Origin of the sequence: Curtobacterium sp. BNK-1 (genome assembly GCF_048685235.1) — a bacterium.
GTDB classification, from domain to species: Bacteria; Pseudomonadota; Gammaproteobacteria; order Enterobacterales; family Enterobacteriaceae; genus Pantoea; species Pantoea agglomerans.
Window position 1 is genome coordinate 523,160 of record NZ_JBLQTJ010000004.1, and the last position, 24,659, is coordinate 547,818.

The window sequence follows — 24,659 nt, forward strand, 5'->3', positions numbered from 1 at the left end:
ATACAATATAAATAACTCTTAATAATCTAATAAAGGCAAATAAACGTAACATCCGCTTTTTGCATATAACGGGCAATGCTCTGCTCTATGCCAGAAACGGGCGTTTATGATTTTGAATTAAGCATAAAAGTGCATACGATTTCAGAAAGCATTAACTTCCCGATACGGATTACAGAGACAGGCCTGACTCAGCAATAAAAACGATAAAGCAGCGTATTCTCGATGAGAGATATCGGCTGGCCGGCTAGAGTGCCGAGAAATACCCCTGCCTGGTACAGTAACCGGGCAATACCTCTTTCAGTTGCCCCGAATCCAAAGATTCACGTACGACAAAATCGGGCACATAGCTGATACCCATACTGACTGGTCTGCTACACGGATAACAACAATATATGAGTCAGCACCTGATGTCATACTGATGGCCTCGGGTTAAACGTGACGGCAGGATTTAGAGATGAGCGATTGAAGAGCGCGAAAAATCTTAAACTTAATCTGATGTTCATCCTGTTAAGTGGCTGAAACACACAGCTAACGCGTTGCGCGTACAGATAAATACATTCCCCACTGGAACGAATAACCTGCCACCTGCTGGCCTTTCCTTAAGTCAAATCCGCGCCCCGACGCCATGATCGGGTTACACCTCAGTTATTGATAGTGCCAGCGAAAACTGGAGTAAAAATAACGCGCGTTATCGTAACCTTAGAACTCTACATTTTTCATTCAAAAACAGTAACTTCTCCTCTGATTACAGTTCGCCTATGCTGGCTGCTCATTAAATTTCACTTCAGAAGGATCTGTTATGTTTGTTGTGCCCGCATCCTACAGTGCAGAGGCTGTTCAGTGCCTGTATGAAGTTATCGGCATACTCAACCTGAACGGCGTACGCTGCCACGTTATCTTTGACAGTCAGGCATCCCGCGCCGCAGTGATCCAGGCGGACGCAATAGAGGAACATGGCGAAATGCGCCATCCTGTGCTGGCCGTACTGGAAATGGAACGCGTAACGAGTATCAACACTATACTGCGCATCAAATCGTTCTGGACCGATTCCGAGGGCGCTCAATCAGGTGTGGAACCAGGCACGCTGGCAAAAGCGTTGTATAAAGCGCTGACAATAAAGAAACATATCACGCTGGTGGGATTGTAGGCATTCTGAAGCCCGTGAAGTACGGGCTGTAACAGTCAGGTATTGAGAGAGATACACGCCGGGGATGAGCATGATAATTCCACAGGTGCACAAGAGTGCTTAATGCTGATCCGCGCATCCTGACCGATCGGGCGTTCGATGGCAGTGTGAAGATTCCGCTTTATTATTGACGTGTTGATACTGCTCTGTGTGAAGACACAGAAAATGCCTTGCTGAAGTCCCGAATGCGTTCCTCACGTCCCACGGCAAGGGCAAACAGCACGCCACCCACAATTGAGAACAGCCCCAGAACGCCCCATGCCAGCGTCATATCACTACCGCCACCCAGATGCTTGAGGTATCCGGCAATAAGGGGACCGCCAGACTGGCCAATGAAGTTGCTGCATGCGCCGACAAAAGCCACCGCAGGGACTGCTTTCTTTGTCGGGAGAATTTCAGTCAGCCTGACGTAAACCAGTGGCACCAGCATCTTCATTGTCAGGCCGACAAACATGAACAACCCTATCTGAGCCCAGTAATATGACAGCGGTACAAAAGCGGCAGCCAGTAATGCCACACCACAGAGGACGGTGGGAATAGCGGCATGCAGTCGTCGCTCCTGGTTGTACTTATCTGAACGCCGGGTGATATACCAGATGCCCAGCATCGTCATCAGGAATGGCATCCCGCTGATAAGACCGACCATAAATTCACTGAGCGTGCCATACCCTTTGAGAGCTGTCGGCAGCCAGAGCGTAAAACCGTAAGCGAGCATGCTATGCAGGGAGTAGCCGATCAGCATCAACCAGAGGGCCGGTATTTTGAGAATGGTCCACCAGGGATCGGATTTCTCATTCCTGTAGTTTGACTGCTCAGCGGCCAGGTCTTTCTGGATATAATCCTGATCTTCGGCACTCAGCCAGCCAGCGGCCTGAATACTTTTAGGGACCAGATAAAACCAGATGATGCAGAACAGCCAGGCCGGTGCACCTTCAATTACCATCATCATGCGCCAGTTATGATGTGCAAGGATCCAGCCAGATATCGGACCGGCCAGAAACGCGCCCGCACCCAGGCTAAGATTCCAGATTCCGAATGCCCGCCCCCGCTCAGGCTTCATAAACCACTGGGCCAGGAACATGGCCGTGGCGGCCTGAATTGGACCTTCAGCGATGCCCAGTAAGAAACGGATCGCTACCAGTTCACCGAAGTTACGCGTCAGGCCGGTAAGCATTGCGCAGGCCCCAAACAGAAACAGGCTGATACCTATTATTTTCCGTGATCCAAAACGGAGAGCCAGCCATCCTGCGGTAAACTGCGTGGCGACGTAACCCCAGGCAAATGCGCCGCCAAGCCAGCCGGCTTTAACAGGACTCAGGCCCATTTCAGCTGTTATATGGGGCAGCGCCATGCCTATATTCACCCGATCAAAAAATGAAATGGTATACATGATGAATACGGCAGGTAATATGATTGTCCAGCGTTTATTTCCGATAAGCACATTACCCTTGAGAGTTTTCTCACTCATGATAACTTCCTCATTTAACACTGTGGCAGGGGGAAGAAATGCTGATTTCAAATCCATCTGAATATCAGTCAAAATGTTTTATTCATTACCCGTAGGATGTAACGGAGAAATGAGCAGCCTGAGAGCTAAAGGCGCGGATAAACAGGTCGGGCACCAGGGTTAATGAGTGGTTCGAAATGCCTGATATTTCTCAAAATTTCCAGTGCATATCTAATCCAAAAATAATATCTGAATGCCGATAATTCAATGGATGGCTGATATACCTACAAGAAGATGTTGTGCCTGAATCAAAGCCAGCCCTTCAACCCGAAATTATTAACAATGCTACCAGTTGCCAGTTCAATAACGAACTCTCCTCTCAGATTCAGATAAATTTATTCTTCCTGAGGCGTCAGGTTAATTAAGAGATTGATATTTTTCCGCAGCCCCTCGGCTTAACGAGGGGCGCAGTGACATTAAACATACCGTAATGTAAGCGAAAACTTATTCAGCCAGCGCCCGCATCTCTTTAATAAGGTCTGATTTGCCTTCGAATCCGATACCCGGCAGTTCCGGCATAATAATATGGCCATCTTCAACTTTCACCGAGTCAGGGAAACCGCCGTAAGGCTGGAAAAGATCGGGATAGCTTTCGTTACCACCCAGACCGAGGCCGGCGGCGATATTCAGGGACATCTGATGGCCGCCATGAGGTATGCAGCGTGACGGTGACCATCCAAACTGCTCCAGCACATCCAGTGTGCGCAGATACTCAACCAGCCCATAGGAGAGCGCGCAGTCAAATTGCAGATAGTCGCGATCCGGACGCATACCGCCATAACGCAGCAGGTTTCGCGCGTCCTGATGTGAAAAGAGGTTTTCGCCCGTTGCCATTGCGCCTGGATAGAACTCCGACAGGGCTGCCTGCAGAGAATAATCGAGCGGATCGCCAACCTCTTCGTACCAAAAGAGCGGATATTCACGCAGCATTTTTGCGTAGGCAATACCGGTTTCCAGATCAAAGCGACCATTGGCATCAACGGCGAGGCGCGCTTCGCTGCCGATTTCTTCCAGTACGGCCTCAATACGGCGGCGGTCTTCGTCCAGAGAGGCACCACCGATTTTCATTTTCACAACGTTATAGCCGCGGTTCAGGTAGCCGCGCATTTCCTGTCGCAGTGCGCCAAGGTCTTTACCCGGATAGTAGTAACCCCCAGCCGCATAGACGAAGACGCGCGGATTAGCCTCAACGCCCTTCATTTCGGCCAGCAGGCGGAACAGCGGCTTGTTTGCAATTTTTGCCGTTGCATCCCAGATGGCCATGTCCAGGGTTCCCACTGCAACTGAACGCTCGCCATGACCGCCAGGCTTTTCGTTGCTCATCATCACAGCCCAGACTTTATGCGGATCCAGGTTGTTACCTTTGGCATTCAGCAGGCTTTCGGGATCGGCTTCCAGGATGCGGTCACGGAAGCGTTCCCGGATGAGGCCACCCTGGCCATAACGGCCGTTAGAGTTAAAGCCGTATCCCACTACACGGCGCCCGTCGACTTCAACATCTGTCACAACGGCGACCAGGCTTGTCGTCATCTTGCTGAAATCGATGTACGCGTTACGAATAGGGGAAGCAATGGGTTTGGTAATTTCTACAACATCAAGGATGCGCATGATCTCTCCGGTAGTTCTCAGTCAAAGACTGTTTTACTAAAATACCTACGCAATCAGTTATTTCATGCCATCTGTTTATCGGCATTCATCGGCACAATGAAGTAGCGTAGTGTTAAAGGACCTGATTGTTCTGTCTGCTATTATCCTAAGCAGTACGTGGGTTCCGTTCTAATGCCAAAGAGGCAGCCTGTAATGCAAAATCGGCATCATCTGGAGTTAACCTGGCTTGAAGACTGTATTGCGCTGGCGCAATCACTCAATTTTTCCCGTGCGGCAGCTTCACGATATGTGACACAGCCTGCATTCAGCCGCAGAATCGTCTCGCTAGAAGAGTGGCTTGGCACGCCAATTTTTGAAAGAAATCGTCGGGGCGTCAGCCTGACCCGCGCCGGAGAGGTTTTCGTCAGGCAGGTGCCGGAACTTATTCGTGCGCTTTATACCCTGAGGAGTGAATCTATCGAGGCCGCAGGAGAGGCCCGGCCGGATGTTATTTTTTCCGCCACGCATGCACTGTCATTTTCTTTTTTCCCGGCACTGATGCGTAACAACGAAAAAATTGCCCGCTTCGGATCTTTTCGACTGTTATCAGACTCATTAAGTGCCTGCGAACGCATGATTGAGAAAGGTGACGCGCAATTTCTGCTTTGTTATTACCATCCTCATATGCACATTCATCTCGATCAGTCGAAATATCTCAGCGTCCGGCTTGGACGGGAAGTTTTACAGCCGTATTCACGATGCGATCCGACAACGCGTGAGCCTCTATTCCATGCGTCAGGCCGTAAGAAGTTTCCTTTCCTCTCCTATTCTGCTGAATCCGGCCTGGGCCGCATCCTGTCTAATACCTCACAGGTTAACCGGGCCAGACGTGGAATGGATATCGCCTTCACGGCCGATCTTGCTGCCACCTTACTCGCCATGGTTAAAGCCGGAGATGGCGTTGCCTGGCTGCCGGAAACACTGGCAGCGCCGGATGTTGATGCTGGATCGATTGCCGTAGCAGCTCATAAGGAGAGCGCACTCTGGATACCCATAGAGATCCGGCTGTTCAGACCCGCAGCGAGGATGTCCCGGGCGGTAGAAGCGTTGTGGGAAATTTTCTTAGATGGCCAAATCTGAGCGGAAAACTATTTTGAGCCGATCGCGACAACATCTGAAAGGAATAAAGCGAGAACACATCAGAACCACAAGCTGACGCTCTAAGTGGCCTGACAAGCAGAGTAGCACAAACTACCCATATCAATATAAACACCGCTTGCCTTCATGCGACCGACCGGAGATTAACTAGCTTGCGCTGCGGTTTCCCGGTTTTCACGCATGACATCGACTGGGTAAGACGTCCCAGGCACTATAAGCAGGTAATCGGGATAACCGATGATGGGAATGAAATCGGGTATTAAATCAAGTGGGTTAAACAGTATAGGCTGCGACAGTCAACGCCAGCACTTCAGCGAGCATCGGCGTGCGGAGATCGCGGGCGGCAAGCCATACCGCGTGCAGTCCCGTTTGATGTCTCACACCCATTGTCTGGTGTCAGCAATAAGTTTGATACTCACTAACAGGCATTAACTTATTGAGACGTGCTTACTTTACGCTTCCGCATAGTTGCTCTCTGACAGGCACAAGCTTCGTGCTGAAACTAAGCGCCGTTCTCTGTCACTCAACAACGTTCAGTGCATTAGCATCCCAGGCTTTCATCGCGGTTGATACCGCCGAATCGAGTTCATTGCCGGTTGCGCCATCACGGGCTTCAGTCGACAGGCCGATCTCAAAACTGTGAAGGGTCGTGGCCAGCGCGCGCACGTCGGTATCGAAAGCCAGGAGTCCCGCCTCTTTCGCTCTTGTGACACATCGCAAAAATCCCGCCCTGGTCCGATCGCGCTGCGCTGCCAGAATCTCACGAATGTGCTCGTTCGCTGGCGAACAAGTATTAACGGATAGCGCAATCAGGCAACCACTGGGATGCCCCTGTTCTGTCTGCATTTTTGCAGAACGACGCAACGCCAGTTCAATAGCGTCACGGGGTTCAAGCGTGTCATCCCATAGGCAATCGTTAACCTGACCAAAAGTCGTCATATAACAATCGACAACCTCCTCAAACAGCGCTTCTTTTGAACCAAACGCGGCGTAGAAACTTGGGGCGGTGATGCCGTTGCCGAGGTTTGACTTGAGCATGGCAAGCGAAGTGGACTCGTAACCATGCTGCCAGAAAAGGGTCATCGCCTGACGAATTGCCTCGTTCCGGTCAAATGTCCGTGGGCGTCCCATCTGAGCCATATCCGCTCCTTTTTCGCTTATCGTACATAAATACTAATCGATACATATATACTTGACAAGCCTCAGTGTGCCCTATACTTTCTGATATATACCGATCGGTATATATATTGTAAAACCCGTTATCCGGAGGGTTTCGCAATTTTTAGTCGTTACAAACTAAAAAAGGGGCCAACGTGCACGCCAATACAGTATTCAGTGAGACCACAACACAACGGGGTCTGCCACTGGCTTCCCTGCTGGCATTTGCCATGACAGGCTTTATTGCCATCCTGACCGAGACCCTTCCGGCGGGTTTACTTCCGGAAATTGGAATGGGTCTTGACGTATCTCAGGTGATGGCGGGTCAGCTGGTCAGCATTTATGCGCTGGGTTCGCTACTCGCGGCAATACCTCTGACGGTTCTGACCAGTGGCTGGCGTCGTAAAAAGGTACTATTACTCGCCGTAGGTACCTTCCTGATTTTCAACACTATTACCACCCTTTCGTTCAGTTACTGGCTGACGATGGCAGCCCGATTCATGTCGGGTGTGGCTGCAGGACTTGCATGGGGAATTCTGGCGGGCTATGCCCGCCGCCTCGTTCCTGCTGAAATGCAGGGCCGCGCTCTCGCTATTGCTATGGTTGGAATACCGGTTGCCCTGTCCCTTGGAACCCCGGCTGGCGCATGGCTTGGCAGCACGATGGGATGGAGAGTCCCCTTTGGTATCATGGCAGCATTGGCAGTCATTCTGTTCATCTGGACATGGGTGGCGGTTCCTGACCTGCCGGGACAGCAGGCCGACCGCCGACTACCGGTATGGCAAGTTTTCCAGATGCCCGGAGTCAGACCTGTTCTGGCGGTTATCTTTCTATGGATGACGGCACACAATATTCTTTATACATTCATCGGACCGTTCCTGCAGTTGTCGGGGCTGACCGGAAATGTCGGGCTTATCCTGCTGATTTTTGGCATTGCGGCACTTATCGGCATCTGGATAACCGGGATGCTGGTGGATCGCCATCTGCGCAATCTGGTTCTGCTCAGTCTGGTGGCACTGGCGGCGGTTTCTGTGGCACTCGCCGCAGGCATGCGGGAACAGATTGTGGTCTTTGTGGCCGTCATCGTATGGGGATGGTCGTTTGGCGGCGCGTCAACTCAGATGCAGACGGCTGCCGCTGATGCGGCAGGCAATCATGTCGATGTCGTTCAGGCAATGGTTACAACTGCCTGGAATCTGGCTATCGCAAGCGGCGGCGTCATTGGTGGTCTGCTTCTCAATAATGCCGGTGCGGTATCTTTCCCATGGGCGCTACTGATCTTTATGGCTGTTGCGTTGATTATCGCCTGGTGCGCGAAAAAGCATGCTTTCAGGCCCGGTGCAAGAGAACCTTTAGTAAAATAGTGACTTCCAGGGACGTCCGGAACGGACGCCCTGTTTTGGCACCAACCCCCTGCTTTGGATATCTAAAAGAGACCTCAGTTATTTAAGTCGTCCATTTGGGCACTCTTTAAACAGAACTATCGGATTCGTTGCTTCCCGAAATATTCTTTTGTTTTTTGTCTGGAAGACAAGCCATTGAGATAATGCCAGTGAGTACGATGAGAGAACTCATGCCTGCAAAAACAACCATCAGACTCGCAGCGGCGGCCAGTCCGGAAAGGAGACCAGAAAGTGCTTCAGCAGTATTAGCCAGGGTAGAAAACGTGCCGAATGTCTTGCCTGTGTTCTCTGCAAAAGACCAGGACTGTATGAGTGTCACCAGAGAAATATCAACGAATGCACCACTCATACCAAGGACGAATGCTACCGGCAGCAGAGCCTCGAGCGAATAGAGGGCAATAAATGACATTAAAATCAGTAAAATTCCGTAAAAGAACCAATTGCGCATAACATTCAATTGTGAAATATTTATGGCAAACCGTCCGTAAATGAGCCCCCCGGTAATTGTGCCTGCAGCCATTAGAGAAAATATCCAGCTGGTAAATATCTCCCCATTCCCCTGACTGACAGCTACAGCGGGAATAATAAAACGAAGTAATGATCCGGTAAAGAGAATGCAAACAGATGAACCAAAAATAGCAATAAATAAGCCAGGAGCTTCCTGAAATAAACTTTTAATGCAGGATAGATTCTCCTGATATACTTGTTTCAATCTGAACGCCGACGTTTTATTCTGTGAATTTTCTGAAAACGTACAAAGTATAACAATTGAAATTGCATACGTTAATGTATTGAACATCAGCACCCAGGGCTTGTCTGCCAATGAGAGTATAACTGAACATTTGATGCGCCAATTGTCTGCCATCCAGCCACCAGCGGGGCCGAAAAATAGAAAAGGAATAAAACGAAAAAAATAGACGCAGCCGGCAAGAAGATAATTATTATGCGTGTTCTCGAGCACAATAAACACAAAAACGACCTCATATACATAATCGCCCAACTTCGAGATGAAAAGAGAAGCGAGTAACGTGCGGAAATCTTTAATTTTCAGCCAGTTCATTGAAGTCTATTCCAATATTAAAATCTGAAGCACCTGGCGCAGACACACCCTCTGCAAATTCGATTATGCTAACGTCCCTGAGCATGTAATGTGAGTTTATGTGGCCAATAAACGACGAAGCAAAGCTGAGTGCTATGCCCATACCAATACACATATGCATGCCCGTGCCGAATGATAGTGGCTTTTCTTTTCGCCCCGCAATAAAACGGAATGGGTTATCGAAAACTTTTTCATCGAAGTTAGCCAGCGCCGTGTAAAACATGACCCTGTCACCTTCTTTAAGGTTCTGGCCTCGGAAAATCAGGTCCTGCGCTATTACTCTACCTACAGAAAGAACGGGACTGTATAAGCGAGAAGCTTCTACAACGATATCCCGAACATTGACTGTATTCACCTTCAGGTTGAAGTGAGAAATGGCCCAGAGCGCAGCGACAATGAGTGGCATAACGCTGTCGACTTTATCAGCCCCATAACCTCATTGATTACTAATCTGTACGGCAACGCTCTGGTCCCTCTTACAGAGAAGCCTCTAAACTAAAAGACATTATTCAATTTGTTAATATTGAAGCGCCGCCTGTTAACTTACATCAAAATTTTCTCCCTGATATTATTACATTTTTTAGTTAACAACCTACTGCCCGAGCTGCGTAGTGTAATTAGCGGGCACCCAGCGATAAGCGTTACCTTCATGCTGAACATGGCCCAGGCCAGGGAAGGCGATATGCGCCGCAGCCACCCAGTAGCCCTGATCTGCAGCCTGTTTCAGTACCCTTTCACGTGTAGTGATAGCCTGTTTCTGATCGACATCAAAATGGATGGCCACTTCAGGATCGGGCAATTGCACCGCTTTGGCATGGATGATATCTCCCCACAGCACCAGGGTCTGACCTTCACTCTCTACGCGATAAAGTACGCTACCCGGCGTGTGCCCAGCTGTCGACTCTGCACGGATTCCCCCCGTTAATGTGGCTGGTGCCATAAACGTTTTAAGCAGGCCAGCATTGATGACTGGGCGAAGAGTCCGTTCAGATTCTGCAAAGGTATGGGCCTGACTGGTCTCTACCCTGCTGACGTTAGCCGGATTAAGCCAGAAATCGACATCCCGTTTATCCACGAACACTTCGGCCTTTGGAAAAGCAGGCTTGCCCGCGCGTGAAACACCGCCTGAATGATCGGCATGAATATGGGTTAAAAGTACGGCATCGATCGACTCTGCCGGATAGCCAGCGGCGGCCAGATTAGTCAGCAGATGTCCGCCATTGTGTCCAAAAAGCTCACCGGCTCCGGTATCGACTAAAATGCGCTGTTTACCATTATCAATAACGAAGGCATTGATTGATGTTTCGGCCTGCGGCGTCATCGAATCTCTGGCCATTTCCTGGTTTAGTTTTTCAGGCGAAATGTTAGTCAGTAATTTATTCAGGGGAACGGTCACCGTGCCGTCCGAAACTGCGGTAATGCGTAATTTCCCCAATGTCATCCGGTAATAACCCGGAGCTTGCTGATCCCGTGCAGAGGTCTGTTCGGCAGCATAGACCGGACTGAACGCAATAAGAGACGCCACCAGCATCAGTAAAATTTTCATAAATATCTCTCCAGAAAGTTTCATCACAACGTGGTGGGCAGTATCCTTACGCAACCTGTATCACTCAAATTGATTAAACTGATGTTCACTATCAGAGAAAATGATTTTCATCGAATCGACCTGAATTTACTGACGGTGCTGTTAGTTCTGAAGCGGGAAGGCAGCGTGTCGCGTGCGGCAGAAAAGCTGCATCTGGGTCAGCCAGCAGTCAGCAATGCACTTGCCCGGTTGCGGGTCATGTTCAGCGATCCACTGTTTGTGCGCACGGCGAAAGGCATGGAGCCTACCCCGCGTGCTGAAGCGCTGATCGCTGAGCTGGGCCCGTTAATGGCACAGATGCAGAACGTATTGTTTCAGCCAGCATCCTTCACGCCTTCTGAGGCGACACATGTTTTTCGGCTGGGGATGAGCGACTGGGTTGAACGCTGGCTGATGCCGGGACTGTATGCGCGCATCACGCGCACCGCTCCCGGCGTGACGCTTCAGGTTACGGCCAGCGATCCCTTCCGGGATGCGGAGCTGGTCGCGCGCGGAGAGATCGATCTTGCCATTTCGGTTGGCGAGAGCACACCCGCCACGCTCCAGCGCGAGAAAATTGTGTCACACAACTTTTGTACGTTGTGGCACCCGGAACAGCTTTCGTTGCGTGCACCGCTGACGCTGGAGGATTATGTGGCGCATGACCATCTGCTGGTTTCCTATCGCGGGGCGAACTGGAGCGCCATCGATGACCAGCTTGCGGCATCAGGAAAGGCCCGTTCGATTCGCTACGTGACGCCACATTTTTCCTCTCTGCCTCCGCTGCTGGCGCGCGCACCCGCGTTAGCCACCGTTCCCGCCGGGCTATCGGATGAGTGGGTGACGCATTACGGTTTATGCTGTAGCCCCGTTCCCGTTGAAACACCGGAAATAGCCCTGTCACTGCTCTGGCATAAACGGTTTGATAACGATTTGTCACTGCGCTGGCTCAGGGAGGAACTGCGTAGCGTGATGACAGAACGAACCTGAAAAAATTACGGCCTAATTATTTGCTCAATAATCCATTCGCGAAATATTTCCATCGACTGGGTCATCTTTCTGGCTCTCTGCCAAGTTAACCAGTACCCATCATGACCAGAATAAATATTAAATGGTCTGGCGAGCAAACCTTGCTTTATTTCCGTTTGAAACATGACATCAGGTGCCAGTGCCAGGCCGCCAGTGATCATCACAGCATCAATAATAAGGCGTGAAGAATCGAATACAGGTCCATTAATTCTGAATGGGGAAATACCCGCCGCAGCAAACCAGTTATCCCACTCTTCAAGACGGTAAGAACGTAATAACGTCTCGCCGGATATATCGCCAGGTTTTGTCAGTCTCTTCGCCGTTTCAGGCCGGCATAACAGGGTCAGCGGCGCATCCAGCAATAGCTGGTTATGCGATGACGCCCATTTACCCGAACCGTATCTTATAGCAAAATCCACTCCCTCTCCGGCAATGCTTACGACATTGTTGTTCGTCTGAATACTCAGTTCGATAGCGGGATGTCTCTGCTGAAAATCTTCAATTTTTGGTAAAAGCCAGCCCAGCGCAAAGGTGCCCACACAGGATATCGTCAGTGCCTCCCTGACTTTACCTCCTTCAAACTGACGATAAGCCTTCTCAATACGATGAAATTCTTCTGAAATTTTTGAGAATAGCAACCGCGCCTCATCGGTCAACTCCAGGCCCCGGGAAAGCCTTTTGAACAAAGTCACCCCTAATTTCTCTTCCAGCAGCCTGACCTGCTGACTGACCGCAGCCTGAGAGACAAAGAGTTCCATGCCTGCCCTGGTAAAGTTGAGGTGGCGGGCAGATGCTTCAAATGCACGCAGCGCATTGAGTGGGATATCACTTTTCAAATCAGCCCCCAGAAAAACTTATGACTGGCATCAATTTATACCGTTTTTTCTTACAAGGAAATTGATTTATTTTGGGGCAAATAATTTAAGGGATGCATTTTTTCTGCGTGACTTAAAAGACCCCATGATTTTATTAATGCCAGAATAAGGTAATGCAAGATGATAAACTTTAAAGGAAGCCTGACCGGCATGTTACTGATGGCCGCAACAGGTTGTCCAGTGTTAGCCCATGCTGCTTTTGACCAGCTAACGCTAAAGAGCCAGTTTGAGACACTGGAAAATAAATCTGGTGGCAGACTCGGCGTTGCAGTCGTTGACACATCGGATGGTTCTGAATATTCATGGCGGGGCAATGAAAGATTCCCGCTGTGCAGCACAAGTAAAGTAATGGCAGTAGCAGCGATATTAAAGAAAAATGAAAGTGACCATAGTTTGCTTGATAAAAAAATTCATATAAATAAAAGCGACATGGTTAATTATAATCCCATCACACAGAAACATATCGGCTCATCAATGACTGTTGCTGAACTGAGTGCTGCGGCGTTGCAATACAGCGATAATGCCGCGATGAATAAATTACTTGCGTATCTGGGTGGCCCGCAACAGGCTACGCATTTTGCCCGAACAATCGGCGATAAGGCTTTTCGCCTGGACAGAAAGGAACCAGAACTCAATACAGCAATCCCGGATGATGTGCGTGACACTACGACTCCTTCAGCGATGGCTGACACGCTTAATAAGCTTGTTCTCGGGACCGCCCTCAAAGGAGAGCAGCGAGCCAAACTGTCAGAATGGATGAAGGGCAATACAACAGGTGCAAACAGTATTAAAGCAGGCCTGCCGGCTGACTGGATAGTGGCTGATAAAACCGGCAGTGGTGACTATGGCACAACTAATGATATTGCCGTCATCTGGCCGAAGGATCAGGCACCCATCATCCTGACGACCTACTTCACCCAGAAGGACAAAGACGCGGTCGCGCGCAAAGACGTACTGGCCAGTGCGGCAAAACTAGTTGTGGACGCAATCAGTAAATAATTAGCTTCAGCTTCAGATAATCGGCTCAGAGTGGGCCGATTATCTGGCTTTCGCCCCGCTAACCCGCGCACCAGCGAAATACCACTTCAACTCAAAAACTCAGTACCTCGCCCGGCTACTGCTCAGGTGCGGAAAAAAGGCAGGCGACGGCAAGGCTTCCGGGGCAGTTGGCTCAGCGTTCAGCATGCGCAAAAATGACTCAGCCCAGTGATGGCTGTTGTGCATATGCAGTCCCTTCATCAGACGGGCATGCAGAGACCGCCGTTCGTGTAACGGCATCTGCAATGCACGATGTACCGCACTGGCCATTGCATCAGGATCATAAGGATTGACGATGATGGCACCCTCCATCTGCCCGGCTGCACCGGCAAACTGCGAGAGGATAAGCACCCCGGGATTTTTCGGATCCTGCAGGGCGATATACATTTTGGCCATCAGGCTCATGCCCGCCATTAACGGCGTCACCAGCGCAACGCGTGAGGCACGATAGATGCCAGCCTGCTCTTCGCGGCTGTAGCCATGAGTCAGATAGTTCACCGGATACCAGTTCATTGTGCCATGTACGCCATTAAGCTCCCCACACAGTGCTTCCAGAGCGTGACCGAGTTCTGACGCATCATGTGCGTGTCCGGCTGCCGGAGGCGCCAGCTGCAACAGCGTGATATTTTTCTGGTAGCAATCATGTTTTCGCAGCAGCACCTCCAGGGTGCTGATTCGGTAAGGCAGACCTGAACTCTCATCAAGATGGCCGCCGCTTAGCACGGTATTTTCGGGCAGGCTTTCGCGGCACTGCATCTCCATGTAAGCACAGCTGTTGCTATCACGCAGAGACTGGACATCGTCAAGGTCAATTCCGACAGGAAACACACCCACCCTGATAATCCGGCCATGAACACGAAAGCTTTGCGCCTCCAGCCGTTCTATACGGAATTCGCTCTCCAGCCAGACCAGGAAGTTATTCATATCCTGCACGGTCTGAAAGCCAATCAGATCACAACATAACAGAGAGTCAGTGAACCAGCGCCATTCGGGTATGGTTTCAAACATTCTGCCAGCCGGGAAAGGCTGATGCAGAAAAATACCCACTAAGTTGGTCAATCCTTCTTCACGGATATAGGTGGCACAGCCTAGCAGATGGTAATCCTGAATCCAGATAACATCGTCGGGTGCGGCGTTTTCGCAGATGGCGCGCGCATAGGCTTTATTGATGTTTTTATATTCCTGATAGCCGCTGGCAGAAAAACGAGCCATGTCCGGACGCTGATGAAAAACAGGCCAGAGCCCTTTATGAATATAATTGTGGTACCCCTCATTAAGCTCGCCAGGCGTATACGGGAAGGTCACGGTTTCATACTGACCCATCTGCTGCACGGCGTAGGGTCTTGACGCATCCGGAGGCATCACCCTGCTTTCACCATCCCAGCTAATCCAGACGCCTCCCTGACGGGAAAGGATGCCGTCATAAATTGCAGTAAGCGTCGAACGTTGACATTGATTATGCGAAACAAGAATAAGGCCTGACATGCTGTATTCCTTAAGAACCCGCTGCGGAGAGGCACCAGTGCCTGGCAGCGAGCCGCTATTAATAGGAGGTCGGAGAATAAACTGGAGAAAACCACTCATGAATGTACACCCCGTCCACTTATTGCCTGCAGACGCTTTATGCAAAATCGGGTTGTGACTGCCATCGTGTAACGTTGTCACGTAAACGCCCGGTGCCGTTAATTAAACCGAACGGCCTGTAAAAAAGGCGTAAAAAGAGTCTGATGAAGTGTAAAAACGCTGCAAATCACGCGCCCGATATAGCATTAGCGGACAGCGATGGCGCAAAAAGTCAGTGAGTTGAAGACAGGGAATATACGCGGGTATAAATAAGGCGGGTTGGCCCGGTTCCGCTCACCCTCAAAGCTGGTTTGATAAATGCGTGGCCGGGCCGTTTTATTGCGGAAACAGAGAACCTAAAAATCTCTTTGTTAATTCAGAGCTGAGCGATCATTGTCTGGAATGATACGCCGTTAAAAAATTTGACCTCCCCGACTTTTTTAAATCCCCTTTTCTCATAAAAAGGGACGGCAATGAGTGAAGAACGTACGCTAATTTCTGCACGCAGTTCGGGAATCGCCTGCTGCCAGAGTGCCTTCGCTACCCCTTTACGCTGACATTTCGGATGTACAAAAAGGTATTTAACTAAATTGCCTTCGAAAAGGGTGAGTACGCCTGTCACCTCACCTCTTTCCACGGCAATCAGCCAGAGATAGTCATCTGAAACAATCAACGGTTTAAGCGCATCGGGTTTTATGCTGTCGATAAACCATTGCGGACAGGGTTCCGTCTCTGAAAAATTACATTGCATCGACACAATATGTATCAGCTCACTGATGCCTGCCGCATCAGACTCCAACGCCGTTCTGATTTCCATTCTTTTATCATTCCCTCCTGATTTGGTTAAGGCAAGGGGATGAGGTTTGCCATTTGAAAAGCCATCCACTCCCCTATCCCGCTGAATCCCGGTCCGTGGACCCGCGTCCTGATGATTAAAGCACCGTGACTTTGCCCTGGAAAATCACCGGACCGGACGGCCCGCTGAGCTTAGATCCCCCCACCGGCTCCAGACTTACCGCCAGTACCGTCTGATTATCTAACTCGCCAGGCGGTAACCGGAAAACATTACTGTCGCGGTGATTGATCAGCCCCAGAGATTGTGGCGCAGCACTGCCCCTGATCAGCCAGAGCTGCAGGTTTTTATTCTCTGGCAGCGTGATGTTCAGCGCCGAAACCTGAAGGAGTGAAGCTGACTTATCCAGATTCACCACAAACTGTGCATCGGGCTGTGCGCCGCTGAGTACCGCAATCGGCTGCAGGGATTGTGGGGCATCAGGCTTGCTTAAATGGGTGAAAATGAGGATGCCAGCCATTGCCGCCGCCAGGCCCCAGCCGAGCCAGAAGCCAGGATGCTTGCGGATTGATGTCGTGCCAGAGACGCCTGCATTCCGGCCAAGATCCTGCTCAATCTGCTGCCAGACCGCATAAGGCGGGATAACGTCGTGTGTGAGCAGATCAATGCCGCTGAACGCTTTCTGCCAGTTCAGCACCTCCGCGGCGAATACTGAATCGTCATTGAGGCGTTTATCCAGCCGATGACGGGTCTCATCGTCGGTAAGGCCGAGCACATATTCCGCCGCAGTAAGATCATGTTGTTCCTGACCAGTCATAGGCCTATGCACTCCCGAAGATGGGTTAACGCGCGACGGATCCAGCTTTTCACCGTTCCTTCAGGCTGACTCATTGAGAGCGCAATCTCACTCTGTGAGAGGCCACGATAATAGGCGAGCGAAATGCTTTGTCGCTGCTCAGAGGGTAAGTGCGCCATGCAGTGCTGAAGGCGACGCGCCTCCGCATGACTCGCATCGGCAGGAAGTGGCGTCTGGAAACCCGCTTCCGCTTCGCTGACCTCCTCCACGGAACAGCTTCTGTTTTCATGTTTACGAAGGAAATCAATCGCCCGATTTCTGGCGATGTGACTGAGCCAGATATGCGGCTCACTGCGCTTATCGTCGTAATAGTTAGCCGACTGCCAGATTTGGATAAACGTATCGTGAAGGATCTCTTCTGCCCAGTCCCGGCGTCTCACCATCCGCAGGATGATCCCATAGAGTCGGGGCGACAGAACGCGGTAAAGCTGCTCAAGAGCAGCTTTATCACCGACGGCTATCTGATTCATTAAACCGGCCTGAATATGGGGCACATTTTTTGTCATCGGCTTCCCTGTGAAAGATGTAGCCACGCGATAAGTGGCTACACACAGTATAGGTAACGCTTTACGGCATCAGCACGGTATCAATAACGTCAATCACACCGTTACTCTGATTCACATCATACGTGGTGATACTGGCAATATCGCCCTGAGCATCCTTAAGCTGAATATTGTGCGGGCCATTTGCCATCACCCACAGTGATTCGCCATTCACCGTTTTCAGCTCGGCTTTACCGCCACCCGCTTTGATTTTTTTCTCCAGCGCTTTCATGTCCAGTTTTCCTGCAACCACGTGATAGGTCAGGATGCTGGTGAGTTTTTGTTTATTTTCTGGCTTAAGCAGGGAGTCGACGGTGCCCTTAGGCAGTTTTTCAAATGCGGCATTGGTGGGCGCGAAAACGGTAAACGGCCCCTTCCCTTCAAGTGTCTGGACCAGACCGGCGGCTTTAACAGCCGCGACCAGCGTGGTGTGGTCTTTCGAGTTAACAGCATTCTCAACAATATTTTTCGATGGGTACATGGCGGCACCGCCGACCATCACCGTGTCGCTGTCCATGCTCGCCGCGTAAGTGGCGCCGCTGAAGACTAATGCAGAAAAAATCAGAGTTGGCAGGAATGGTTTCATTTTCACTTCCCTCATTGAGTTAACGGACAGGGCGAGAGCGCCCTTATCTGTTAATACGAATGAGCAGCGAAAACGGATGCAAAAAAATTTAAAATTTTTTTATCTGAGGGGGTTCAGGCTGAGGCGATATGCAATAAGCCCACCAGAGGTGGGCTTATCATAACGAGTCCATACTGCGTCAACTTCTGCTTTTCACGAACAGCAGACAGCCGTCATTACTGGCAAGAAATAGCTCCCGGTCATACATTCCAGTAATGTAAAAACCTATGACCCGGACAGCTCAGATGCTCTCCACCCACGTCTTTCGCCGTGAGTTATGCGCATGAACCTAAATGCGAAAAGCATTCACTGCTTCACGTAAAGCGTGTGCCTGGGCTGAAAGCGACTGTGATGCCGAAGAGGACTCCTCAACCAGCGCGGCGTTATTCTGCGTGACGCCATCCATCTCGTTCACTGCGATGCTGACCTGTGAAATGCCCTGCATCTGTTCAGCTGAGGCGAGTGAGATGTTATCCATCGCGACGGCAAGTTTTCCAACCATCGCATTGATATCAAGAATGCTCTTGCCGGTGCCGGTTGCCACGACAACACCACTTTCGACCTGCGCCACAGCCTCTTCAATCAGATGTTTAATATCTCTGGCTGCCGTTGCACTGCGCTGTGCCAGCGTCCTGACTTCACCCGCAACGACGGCGAAACCTCGACCCTGTTCGCCCGCTCGTGCTGCTTCGACTGCCGCGTTAAGCGCCAGAATGTTGGTCTGAAATGCAATTCCTTCGATAACGGAGGTAATATCCCGGACTTTCACCGCGCTTTTTGAAATATCATTCATCGTCTCTGACATGCGCTGCATATCGTGTTCACCCGAACGCGCCAGCGCAGCGGTTTCACGGGCTGAATCCGCGGTCTGCTGTGCGCCCGCTGCATTACTTTTTACCGTGACCGTAAGCTGCTCAATACTGGCGGCGGTTTCCTGCAAAGCGGCGGCCTGCTGCTCTGTACGGGAAGAGAGTTCAGTATTGCCCTGGGAAATTTCATCAGCTGCCATGGCGACCGAAGCGGAAGAATCTTTAATCTGCGAGACCAGGTCACGCAGATTGCTCTGCATGCTATCCAGAGAAGCCATCATGCTGACGGTATCCCCCTGACGCAGGGTCACTTTTGTCGTCAGATCGCCCGCCGCAATCGCAGCGGCCAGGCCCTGCGCATGCGAAGGTTCTCCACCCAGCTGAGTCTTGATCCAGCGGGTGATCAGCCCACTCATCACAAATCCCATCACAACAAACAGGGTGGTCAGGCCTGCCAGCGTCATATAAACACCGGAGAGCGCCTGAGTCGACGTTTCCGCCGTTTTACTCGTTACCCTCGCCTGATAATCAACCATCCCATCTACCGCACTACGGTAGTGCGAAAGCGCAGGGATCAGTTCACCACGGAGTTTTTCCGGGAACGGAGTGGCGTTCTGCATAAATAGGTTTTGCTCTGCCTGATGTAGCGGACCCGCTGCCACTTCGATTTTATTTAATTGCGTGGAAGCCTCTTCTACTTCAGCAAGATTGATCCCCGGAATGCTTTTGGCACCGTTGATAAGCTCGCGAAAATGCGCGGTGGTATTATCATTGTTGGTCTGCAATGCAGAGAACTCGTTTTTTACAGTGGCCTCTGCCTGAGGCTGAGTGTCTGAAGCCACGGATAGTAAAAGGACAGTTTGCTGAGTTAAATTATCTTTTAGCGTCTGCAGGGCCTGGAGATCGCCCAGCCGCGCGCGCGTCAATTCCTGCTGATCGCTGGCCGTATTGAGTTTAAATCCGGCAAATCCTGTCACAAAAACGCCCGTTAAGATGACAGTAAGGAATGCCGCAGTGAGCATGACGCTTAATTTTATTTTTTTGTTCCGATACATAGGAGACCCCGATGTTTGAATTAATAAGTTATCACCGACGTTCCGCTTCTATGGCTCGCTGGTACTGGATCTGTTATCGGCAGCGGGGAAAAAAATTACAGTAATGAAAGGGGTAAGAAGCGATGGTTCCTGGGCTGAGTAAAAGGGTAAATCCCTGACGGATGCCCTTAAGGCAGTGAGTGTTATTCTCGTAACTTGTCGCCTGAATGCGGATAAAACTATTCCAGCTTCGCTTGTGGCACCACGGATTTAACAGACTCTTCAGCGTCATTTGAGATGACTGACAATAGAAGTGTCCTCGTGGTGAGAACGGAATCTCAGACCGCAGATATTTCATTAAGGGTGGAGAACGGCGCAGCCATCAGGTGCATGCGTTTGCAGCTGGAGACGAACAGATAATAAGGCACCTTGCTTTCCGTGATTACCTCAGAGAAAACAGAGATATCGCAGCAACCTATGCTGAGATAAAGCGTGAAGCAGCATCACTCTGTAACAACGATGCTCAACGCTACAGCGCGCTCAAAGCGAACTTTATAGCGCATCATCTACAGCTCGCACTGATTGACCTGAAACGATAGGTACTGACAGGACAGGATATATCCTCCTCACCCCCGTTTTTGATTCCATTCATCCTGACTCAGGGTAAACAGCATGCTTGCGGGCGCATTTTCCACATCATAAATATCCCGGGTATGACGGAGTCCGGCCTTAATCAGAACCTTTTGTGAAGCCAGATGATTCGCTCTTACGACTGCAGAAATTTCAGCCAGTTTTATCTCTTCGAACCCATAACTAACTGCATAGTTCGCAAATTCCGTCGCCAGTCCTTTCCCCCAGGATTCCGGAGAGAAACGATATCCCAGATTATTGATCGTGATATCGGCAAAGCTTCTGATGCTCAATCCCCCAAAACCGATGATTCTTTCTGGATTATCCTGAAGCGAGATAGCCCAACTGCCGAAGCCATTCAATTCCCAGTGACGGATAGAGCGCGATAGCACTTCCCGTGAATGATGGATATCCGGATGTGGGCCCGCGGGATTAAACGTATTCGTCGCAGGGTCGCCGTAGATCCTGTAAAGATCATCGGCATCTGATGGGGTGACTGGCCGAAGAAACAACCGCATAGTGTCTTGCTGCAAAATAAACGCTCTCAGATTAAGAAACGAGTGATCCTGTTTTTATAACGGGAAACGGTGCGGGAAACTATGTAAATCTCTCACCTCATCAGTCTGTTCAGTCAGGCTTGATCTCTTTAATAAGCGCTTCACCCTGATTGTGGATGTTGCCGACTTTGGCTGTAACAGGATGCCAGGTAAAGTCCTTTTCCGGCAATGCGGCTTCATGTGCAATTTCCTGAGCACGTTCTGACGTGGTTTCGGCACTGAGCCATTCGCGTACAGCATCCGCACTTAAAACCAGCGGGCGTCGGTCATGGATATCAACCATGCCTTTATTGCTCGCTGCCGTTACGATAACAAAACCCTCATGCCCATGATCTTTACCATAAGGAGCTTTGCCGATAGCGGCGAAGAACAGCGGTTCTTTCTCTTTGTGGTAGATAAAGTAAGGCTGTTTTTTGTCGCCCTCTCGCTTCCATTCATACCAGCCATTGGCAGGAACAATGGCGCGGCCATGCTCCCACAGCGGTTTAAACATGCGTCCCGTCGCAGCGGTTTCACCACGCGCATTGATAAGCGGTTGTTTGTCCCACCACTCCGGACCGTAACCCCAGTAAACCGGATCAAAGTGCAGTTCATTATCCCGCTCATTGAGCAAGAGCACTTTGGTGCCTGGCGCTACGTTAAAGCGGTCTATCGGCTCCGGATCATAAATAATTTCATCGGGCTTCATCCCCAGGGATGCAAAGTAATCGTCTCTGCTGCTGTACTGCGCAAACCGTCCACACATGGGCACCTCCTCTCATAAGGATAGCGCAGCGTTGAACGAGTTAAATAAATCTAAAAAAATTGTTCTTCTGGCTGAAGATATCGTGATTTTTGACGAGAACATGATTAATGAATATGAATAAACTGGAGCAGTAATGAAGGGAATTATTTTAAGTCTGACTATGGCGTCACTGATGGCTGCCTCGTTTACAGCTGATGCGCGCGGCCATCGTGGTGGGGGTGGGCATAGAAGCTACAGCCATAGTTTTAGTTCAGCTTACTCATCACAAACAACGACACCCAGAATCAAGAAGAGATATTCCAGCAGCAAGCGAACGGCCAGATATGCTACTGCGGGCGTGGCGGGTTATGGCGCATACCAGGCCCATAACTACACGTCATCCTACGTGCGTGAGAAGGGCCGTCAGGCCGCAAGAAAACCCTCAACGAACAGCTATGACAACCAGTATCCAAATCAGCCCCAGGCTCAGCCAGTTAGCCAGAATATGGCACCGACATGTTCACCCTTATCTATGGTAAGCCAGCCGGGCTATACAAACCTGCCTGTATGCCTGGGCAGTGTTAATTGATTTCAAGCCTTGTAGCGATGAAACGACGATGAATTGATATTTTTCAGGAAGACACATTTTACAGAATGCCACTTACCGCACCCCGGAGAGGTCATATTTTAGTGACTTCGTAGGGACACGAACCTTTAATAATATGAGATATAACTCATGACCATAGTTTTTATACCTGCCCTCATCCCATTACTGATGAGAATTGAGAATGAGAAAGGAAGCCCGCTTACTGAGCAGGAAGTCAGTAGCATCCGTGATAATGCCACAACTATCGAAGTGCCGCGTGATGTTGCTCTCGCCATGGCTGAATGCCGCGGTTACTTCGATATCAACCCTGAAAGTTGCTGGGCTGAATGGAGCTTGTACCGGAGTAAGAGTTTGCTGTCTGTTGCTGACAACGGATAACTGCATCGCGGTGCACAGTTTTAGCAGCCGGTATCTGACGGCATAGCTTCAGAGCAGCACGGTGCCTTATGGGATTGTGAGTTTAGACATTTAAGTGCAACGCTTAACACTTTCCTTAGCTATGTAATCTTATTGCGGAGCAAAATGTATCGGGATTTCATCCTTCATAAAGGCGGGTCTCATTGGAAAAGTGTGGGCATCTGCAGCTTGTTTGATTGCTTTAATTGCAGCAGCGCACAGAGCTGGATCTCCGCCCTGAACGTTGATGCTTACCGGAGGCTCGCCTTCCGGCTGCCTGATCCTTACATCACATGTTTTACCGCGATAATTATCTGCATCGAAAAACCGATATTGTATTGCTGTAACAGCCTGGCAGAGCCAAAGCTGAGTTTCACGCTCTTGAGTTTGCTGTGGTGTCTGAGATTCACACTGACTTTTAATCTCTGACGCGTCGGGAGTCTTAATTCCCTTTTGTCGGATGTGATTTGTGCTCATATGGCATCCTGAAACTGCCAATGCGGCAGTCAAAGCAATTATTCTTTTCATGATTACATCCCTGATCTTTGCCCATATTTTATACCATTAATTCTACTGACTTAATATCCACAGCCACCAGAACAACCCAGTATTTCATCTGCTCAGTCATCAGCTAACCTTTCAGCAAATAGCCAGTGTGTCAGTGCTTTTTCGGCGGAGCTTGCACTACTGTTACCTGGCCATACACACCTCTCTATTATCTATAAATTTTCTATCCCCACCGAAATGCGTGGCCGTGGGTCATCATTCTGTACCCTGCTTCAGACGCGCAACAATCTCCCCCCTCTTTTCAAATCACGCCGATAACGTTAAGCTATACGAAACATATGCGTTTCATATAAGGCTTGCATGGGTATCGTAAAAATCTCCGACCTGATGCATGAGAATCTGCGCATCGCCAGTCAGGCGATGAGCCGCTCAATTAATGCACAGGCAGAACACTGGCTAAAACTCGGTATGCTGGCAGAACTCTATCCGCAGCAGACCCAACATCAACTGGCGCAGATGCTAATCCGGCTTGAACTGGAAGGCAGCGCTGATATACGCAATATGCTCCCTAAAGAGAGCCTCACCACACAAGGAGACGTGTCATGAACAGCGTTAAAATTCATACCGCAGCGGAAATCGAAATGGCACGGGCAGCCGGACAGGCTGCGGCTCAGGTGCTGGCGATGATTACACCTCACGTCCGTCCCGGCATCACCACGGAAGAACTGGATGATATCTGTCACGACTTCATCGTGAATGAGCTTAAAGTGACGCCAGCAAACATCGGTTATCACGGTTATACCCGCACTACCTGCACGTCGGTCAATCATGTGGTCTGCCACGGCATCCCGGCCAGCAAAAAACTCAAGGATGGCGATATCGTTAATATCGATGTAGCGATCATTAAAGATGGCTGGTATGGCGATACCAGCCGGATGTACTTTGTCGGCACACCGTCAGTCCGTGCAAAACGTCTGGTCGAGATCACCTATCAGTCGATGGTCGCCGGTATCAAAACCGTCCGTCCTGGCGCGACGCTGGGCGATGTGGGCGCGGCCATCCAGCGTGTCGCTGAATCGGCTGGCTTCTCGGTGGTTCGTGAATATTGCGGTCACGGTGTCGGCGAAATTTACCACACTGATCCACAGGTGCTGCACTACGGCACGCCGGGTGAAGGGATGCCACTGAAAGCAGGCATGATTTTCACTATCGAACCGATGATTAATGCTGGTAAAGCCGGAACCAGCGTACTGTCAGATGGCTGGACGGTGGTCACCAAAGATCGCTCGCTCTCGGCACAATGGGAACATACTGTCGCTGTCACCGATGAGGGTTTTGATTTGCTCACGCCCTGGCCTGAAGGCACCGGCGACTACCCGGCGATTTAATCTCTCAGCCTGAGACAGGGTCTC

The 24,659-nt window shown here is 50.3% G+C and carries 25 protein-coding genes and 1 pseudogene; 9 read left to right on the top strand and 17 right to left on the bottom strand.

Annotated elements, in window-relative coordinates:
- Positions 1-799: 799 nt before the first annotated feature.
- Positions 800-1,147 carry a hypothetical protein gene (locus tag ACMGGP_RS22865; protein WP_167423149.1) on the top strand — a complete coding sequence of 116 codons (348 nt, stop codon included), beginning with the start codon at positions 800-802 and terminating at the stop codon, positions 1,145-1,147.
- A gap of 163 nt (positions 1,148-1,310) precedes the next feature.
- On the opposite strand, the gene ACMGGP_RS22870 is transcribed toward ACMGGP_RS22865, so the two are convergent.
- Positions 1,311-2,711: an MFS transporter gene (locus ACMGGP_RS22870; protein WP_498798954.1), complete on the bottom strand. Its 1,401-nt coding sequence runs from the start codon at positions 2,709-2,711 to the stop codon at positions 1,311-1,313.
- 426 nt (positions 2,712-3,137) lie between these two features.
- Positions 3,138-4,301 (bottom strand): mandelate racemase/muconate lactonizing enzyme family protein, encoded by a 1,164-nt coding sequence (locus ACMGGP_RS22875; RefSeq protein WP_050679309.1) that lies wholly within the window; start codon positions 4,299-4,301, stop codon positions 3,138-3,140.
- A gap of 171 nt (positions 4,302-4,472) precedes the next feature.
- Between ACMGGP_RS22875 and ACMGGP_RS22880 the strand changes: the two genes are divergently transcribed.
- A complete protein-coding gene (locus tag ACMGGP_RS22880; RefSeq protein WP_498798955.1) occupies positions 4,473-5,420 on the top strand; it encodes a LysR family transcriptional regulator in 948 nt (315 codons plus the stop codon).
- Positions 5,421-5,581: 161 nt separating this feature from the next.
- On the opposite strand, the gene ACMGGP_RS22885 is transcribed toward ACMGGP_RS22880, so the two are convergent.
- Positions 5,582-5,734, bottom strand: coding sequence for a DUF1232 domain-containing protein (locus ACMGGP_RS22885; protein WP_080701291.1), 153 nt, complete (start codon positions 5,732-5,734; stop codon positions 5,582-5,584).
- Between the two features lie 223 nt (positions 5,735-5,957).
- Positions 5,958-6,578, bottom strand: coding sequence for a TetR/AcrR family transcriptional regulator (locus ACMGGP_RS22890; protein WP_033773452.1), 621 nt, complete (start codon positions 6,576-6,578; stop codon positions 5,958-5,960).
- Positions 6,579-6,751: 173 nt separating this feature from the next.
- On the opposite strand from ACMGGP_RS22890, the gene ACMGGP_RS22895 reads away from it, so the two are divergent.
- Positions 6,752-7,960: an MFS transporter gene (locus ACMGGP_RS22895; protein WP_033768890.1), complete on the top strand. Its 1,209-nt coding sequence runs from the start codon at positions 6,752-6,754 to the stop codon at positions 7,958-7,960.
- Between the two features lie 106 nt (positions 7,961-8,066).
- On the opposite strand, the gene ACMGGP_RS22900 is transcribed toward ACMGGP_RS22895, so the two are convergent.
- The 3 genes from ACMGGP_RS22900 to ACMGGP_RS22910 all read right to left on the bottom strand — a co-directional run bounded on the left by ACMGGP_RS22900 (position 8,067) and on the right by ACMGGP_RS22910 (position 10,644).
- Positions 8,067-9,059: an MFS transporter gene (locus ACMGGP_RS22900; RefSeq protein WP_498798956.1), complete on the bottom strand. Its 993-nt coding sequence runs from the start codon at positions 9,057-9,059 to the stop codon at positions 8,067-8,069.
- Positions 9,040-9,504, bottom strand: a complete 465-nt coding sequence (locus ACMGGP_RS22905; protein ID WP_229518700.1) for a cytochrome P450 — start codon at positions 9,502-9,504, stop codon at positions 9,040-9,042. The genes ACMGGP_RS22900 and ACMGGP_RS22905 overlap by 20 nt, the downstream gene beginning before the upstream one ends.
- Positions 9,505-9,690: 186 nt before the next feature.
- On the bottom strand, positions 9,691-10,644 hold the full coding sequence (locus ACMGGP_RS22910) for an MBL fold metallo-hydrolase (RefSeq protein WP_495920127.1): 954 nt from the start codon (positions 10,642-10,644) through the stop codon (positions 9,691-9,693).
- An 81-nt stretch (positions 10,645-10,725) separates the two neighbouring features.
- Between ACMGGP_RS22910 and ACMGGP_RS22915 the strand changes: the two genes are divergently transcribed.
- Positions 10,726-11,652 carry a LysR family transcriptional regulator gene (locus ACMGGP_RS22915; RefSeq protein ID WP_498798957.1) on the top strand — a complete coding sequence of 309 codons (927 nt, stop codon included), beginning with the start codon at positions 10,726-10,728 and terminating at the stop codon, positions 11,650-11,652.
- Between the two features lie 5 nt (positions 11,653-11,657).
- Here ACMGGP_RS22915 and ACMGGP_RS22920 read toward each other — a convergent pair whose 3' ends face one another.
- Positions 11,658-12,527 carry a LysR substrate-binding domain-containing protein gene (locus tag ACMGGP_RS22920; RefSeq protein WP_249654877.1) on the bottom strand — a complete coding sequence of 290 codons (870 nt, stop codon included), beginning with the start codon at positions 12,525-12,527 and terminating at the stop codon, positions 11,658-11,660.
- 198 nt (positions 12,528-12,725) lie between these two features.
- Between ACMGGP_RS22920 and bla the strand changes: the two genes are divergently transcribed.
- Entirely contained in the window at positions 12,726-13,565 is an 840-nt protein-coding gene (gene bla / locus ACMGGP_RS22925; protein ID WP_418795626.1) for a class A beta-lactamase, read from the top strand.
- 99 nt (positions 13,566-13,664) lie between these two features.
- Here bla and ACMGGP_RS22930 read toward each other — a convergent pair whose 3' ends face one another.
- From ACMGGP_RS22930 to ACMGGP_RS22955, 6 genes are all read right to left on the bottom strand, one after another.
- A complete protein-coding gene (locus ACMGGP_RS22930; RefSeq protein WP_476446911.1) occupies positions 13,665-15,089 on the bottom strand; it encodes an alpha,alpha-trehalose-phosphate synthase (UDP-forming) in 1,425 nt (474 codons plus the stop codon).
- A 454-nt stretch (positions 15,090-15,543) separates the two neighbouring features.
- Positions 15,544-16,053, bottom strand: coding sequence for a GNAT family N-acetyltransferase (locus ACMGGP_RS22935; protein ID WP_498798958.1), 510 nt, complete (start codon positions 16,051-16,053; stop codon positions 15,544-15,546).
- Between the two features lie 46 nt (positions 16,054-16,099).
- Positions 16,100-16,777 (bottom strand): anti-sigma factor, encoded by a 678-nt coding sequence (locus ACMGGP_RS22940; RefSeq protein WP_498798959.1) that lies wholly within the window; start codon positions 16,775-16,777, stop codon positions 16,100-16,102.
- The gene (locus tag ACMGGP_RS22945; RefSeq protein WP_167430097.1) at positions 16,774-17,322 is read right to left on the bottom strand and encodes a sigma-70 family RNA polymerase sigma factor; all 549 of its coding nucleotides are present in this window, start codon (positions 17,320-17,322) and stop codon (positions 16,774-16,776) included. Before ACMGGP_RS22945 ends, ACMGGP_RS22940 begins: the two co-directional genes overlap by 4 nt.
- Before the next feature lie 61 nt (positions 17,323-17,383).
- Positions 17,384-17,944, bottom strand: coding sequence for a fasciclin domain-containing protein (locus ACMGGP_RS22950; RefSeq protein WP_498798960.1), 561 nt, complete (start codon positions 17,942-17,944; stop codon positions 17,384-17,386).
- A gap of 328 nt (positions 17,945-18,272) precedes the next feature.
- Complete coding sequence (locus ACMGGP_RS22955) at positions 18,273-19,769, bottom strand: methyl-accepting chemotaxis protein (RefSeq protein ID WP_498798961.1); 1,497 nt, start codon at positions 19,767-19,769, stop codon at positions 18,273-18,275.
- Positions 19,770-20,158: 389 nt separating this feature from the next.
- Between ACMGGP_RS22955 and ACMGGP_RS22960 the strand changes: the two are divergent.
- Positions 20,159-20,425: pseudogene (locus ACMGGP_RS22960) on the top strand (GrpB family protein); the annotation flags it as partial.
- Positions 20,426-20,452: 27 nt separating this feature from the next.
- Here ACMGGP_RS22960 and ACMGGP_RS22965 read toward each other — a convergent pair.
- Together ACMGGP_RS22965 and ACMGGP_RS22970 are read right to left on the bottom strand one after the other, a co-directional pair.
- Complete coding sequence (locus ACMGGP_RS22965; protein WP_050679304.1) at positions 20,453-20,974, bottom strand: GNAT family N-acetyltransferase; 522 nt, start codon at positions 20,972-20,974, stop codon at positions 20,453-20,455.
- Positions 20,975-21,083: 109 nt separating this feature from the next.
- Positions 21,084-21,758, bottom strand: coding sequence for an SOS response-associated peptidase family protein (locus ACMGGP_RS22970; RefSeq protein ID WP_022624407.1), 675 nt, complete (start codon positions 21,756-21,758; stop codon positions 21,084-21,086).
- A 133-nt stretch (positions 21,759-21,891) separates the two neighbouring features.
- Here ACMGGP_RS22970 and ACMGGP_RS22975 point away from each other — a divergent pair, with 133 nt between their 5' ends.
- Positions 21,892-22,326, top strand: a complete 435-nt coding sequence (locus ACMGGP_RS22975) for a hypothetical protein (protein ID WP_163763368.1) — start codon at positions 21,892-21,894, stop codon at positions 22,324-22,326.
- A gap of 525 nt (positions 22,327-22,851) precedes the next feature.
- On the opposite strand, the gene ACMGGP_RS22980 is transcribed toward ACMGGP_RS22975, so the two are convergent.
- Entirely contained in the window at positions 22,852-23,268 is a 417-nt protein-coding gene (locus ACMGGP_RS22980; protein WP_033743904.1) for a cell envelope integrity TolA C-terminal domain-containing protein, read from the bottom strand.
- Positions 23,269-23,607: 339 nt separating this feature from the next.
- On the opposite strand from ACMGGP_RS22980, the gene ACMGGP_RS22985 reads away from it, so the two are divergent.
- Positions 23,608-23,853 carry a ParD-like family protein gene (locus ACMGGP_RS22985; RefSeq protein WP_010247005.1) on the top strand — a complete coding sequence of 82 codons (246 nt, stop codon included), beginning with the start codon at positions 23,608-23,610 and terminating at the stop codon, positions 23,851-23,853.
- Positions 23,850-24,635: a type I methionyl aminopeptidase gene (gene map / locus ACMGGP_RS22990; protein WP_010247003.1), complete on the top strand. Its 786-nt coding sequence runs from the start codon at positions 23,850-23,852 to the stop codon at positions 24,633-24,635. Before ACMGGP_RS22985 ends, map begins: the two co-directional genes overlap by 4 nt.
- The last annotated feature ends 24 nt before the right edge of the window (positions 24,636-24,659 follow it).

What these genes read in the sequence shown, in the direction of transcription:
- ACMGGP_RS22985 (WP_010247005.1), top strand. Translation starts at nt 23,608, where the DNA reads ATGGGTATCGTAAAAATCTCCGACCTGATGCATGAGAATCTGCGCATC.
- ACMGGP_RS22880 (WP_498798955.1), top strand. Translation starts at nt 4,473, where the DNA reads ATGCCAAAGAGGCAGCCTGTAATGCAAAATCGGCATCATCTGGAGTTA.
- ACMGGP_RS22915 (WP_498798957.1), top strand. Translation starts at nt 10,726, where the DNA reads ATGTTCACTATCAGAGAAAATGATTTTCATCGAATCGACCTGAATTTA.
- ACMGGP_RS22970 (WP_022624407.1), bottom strand. Translation starts at nt 21,758, where the DNA reads ATGTGTGGACGGTTTGCGCAGTACAGCAGCAGAGACGATTACTTTGCA.
- ACMGGP_RS22870 (WP_498798954.1), bottom strand. Translation starts at nt 2,711, where the DNA reads ATGGATTTGAAATCAGCATTTCTTCCCCCTGCCACAGTGTTAAATGAG.
- ACMGGP_RS22910 (WP_495920127.1), bottom strand. Translation starts at nt 10,644, where the DNA reads ATGAAAATTTTACTGATGCTGGTGGCGTCTCTTATTGCGTTCAGTCCG.
- ACMGGP_RS22865 (WP_167423149.1), top strand. Translation starts at nt 800, where the DNA reads ATGTTTGTTGTGCCCGCATCCTACAGTGCAGAGGCTGTTCAGTGCCTG.
- ACMGGP_RS22950 (WP_498798960.1), bottom strand. Translation starts at nt 17,944, where the DNA reads ATGAAACCATTCCTGCCAACTCTGATTTTTTCTGCATTAGTCTTCAGC.
- ACMGGP_RS22890 (WP_033773452.1), bottom strand. Translation starts at nt 6,578, where the DNA reads ATGGCTCAGATGGGACGCCCACGGACATTTGACCGGAACGAGGCAATT.
- ACMGGP_RS22900 (WP_498798956.1), bottom strand. Translation starts at nt 9,059, where the DNA reads ATGAACTGGCTGAAAATTAAAGATTTCCGCACGTTACTCGCTTCTCTT.
- ACMGGP_RS22965 (WP_050679304.1), bottom strand. Translation starts at nt 20,974, where the DNA reads ATGCGGTTGTTTCTTCGGCCAGTCACCCCATCAGATGCCGATGATCTT.
- ACMGGP_RS22930 (WP_476446911.1), bottom strand. Translation starts at nt 15,089, where the DNA reads ATGTCAGGCCTTATTCTTGTTTCGCATAATCAATGTCAACGTTCGACG.
- ACMGGP_RS22940 (WP_498798959.1), bottom strand. Translation starts at nt 16,777, where the DNA reads ATGACTGGTCAGGAACAACATGATCTTACTGCGGCGGAATATGTGCTC.
- ACMGGP_RS22945 (WP_167430097.1), bottom strand. Translation starts at nt 17,322, where the DNA reads ATGACAAAAAATGTGCCCCATATTCAGGCCGGTTTAATGAATCAGATA.
- ACMGGP_RS22905 (WP_229518700.1), bottom strand. Translation starts at nt 9,504, where the DNA reads ATGCCACTCATTGTCGCTGCGCTCTGGGCCATTTCTCACTTCAACCTG.
- ACMGGP_RS22975 (WP_163763368.1), top strand. Translation starts at nt 21,892, where the DNA reads ATGAAGGGAATTATTTTAAGTCTGACTATGGCGTCACTGATGGCTGCC.
- ACMGGP_RS22875 (WP_050679309.1), bottom strand. Translation starts at nt 4,301, where the DNA reads ATGCGCATCCTTGATGTTGTAGAAATTACCAAACCCATTGCTTCCCCT.
- ACMGGP_RS22980 (WP_033743904.1), bottom strand. Translation starts at nt 23,268, where the DNA reads ATGAAAAGAATAATTGCTTTGACTGCCGCATTGGCAGTTTCAGGATGC.
- map (WP_010247003.1), top strand. Translation starts at nt 23,850, where the DNA reads ATGAACAGCGTTAAAATTCATACCGCAGCGGAAATCGAAATGGCACGG.
- bla (WP_418795626.1), top strand. Translation starts at nt 12,726, where the DNA reads ATGGCCGCAACAGGTTGTCCAGTGTTAGCCCATGCTGCTTTTGACCAG.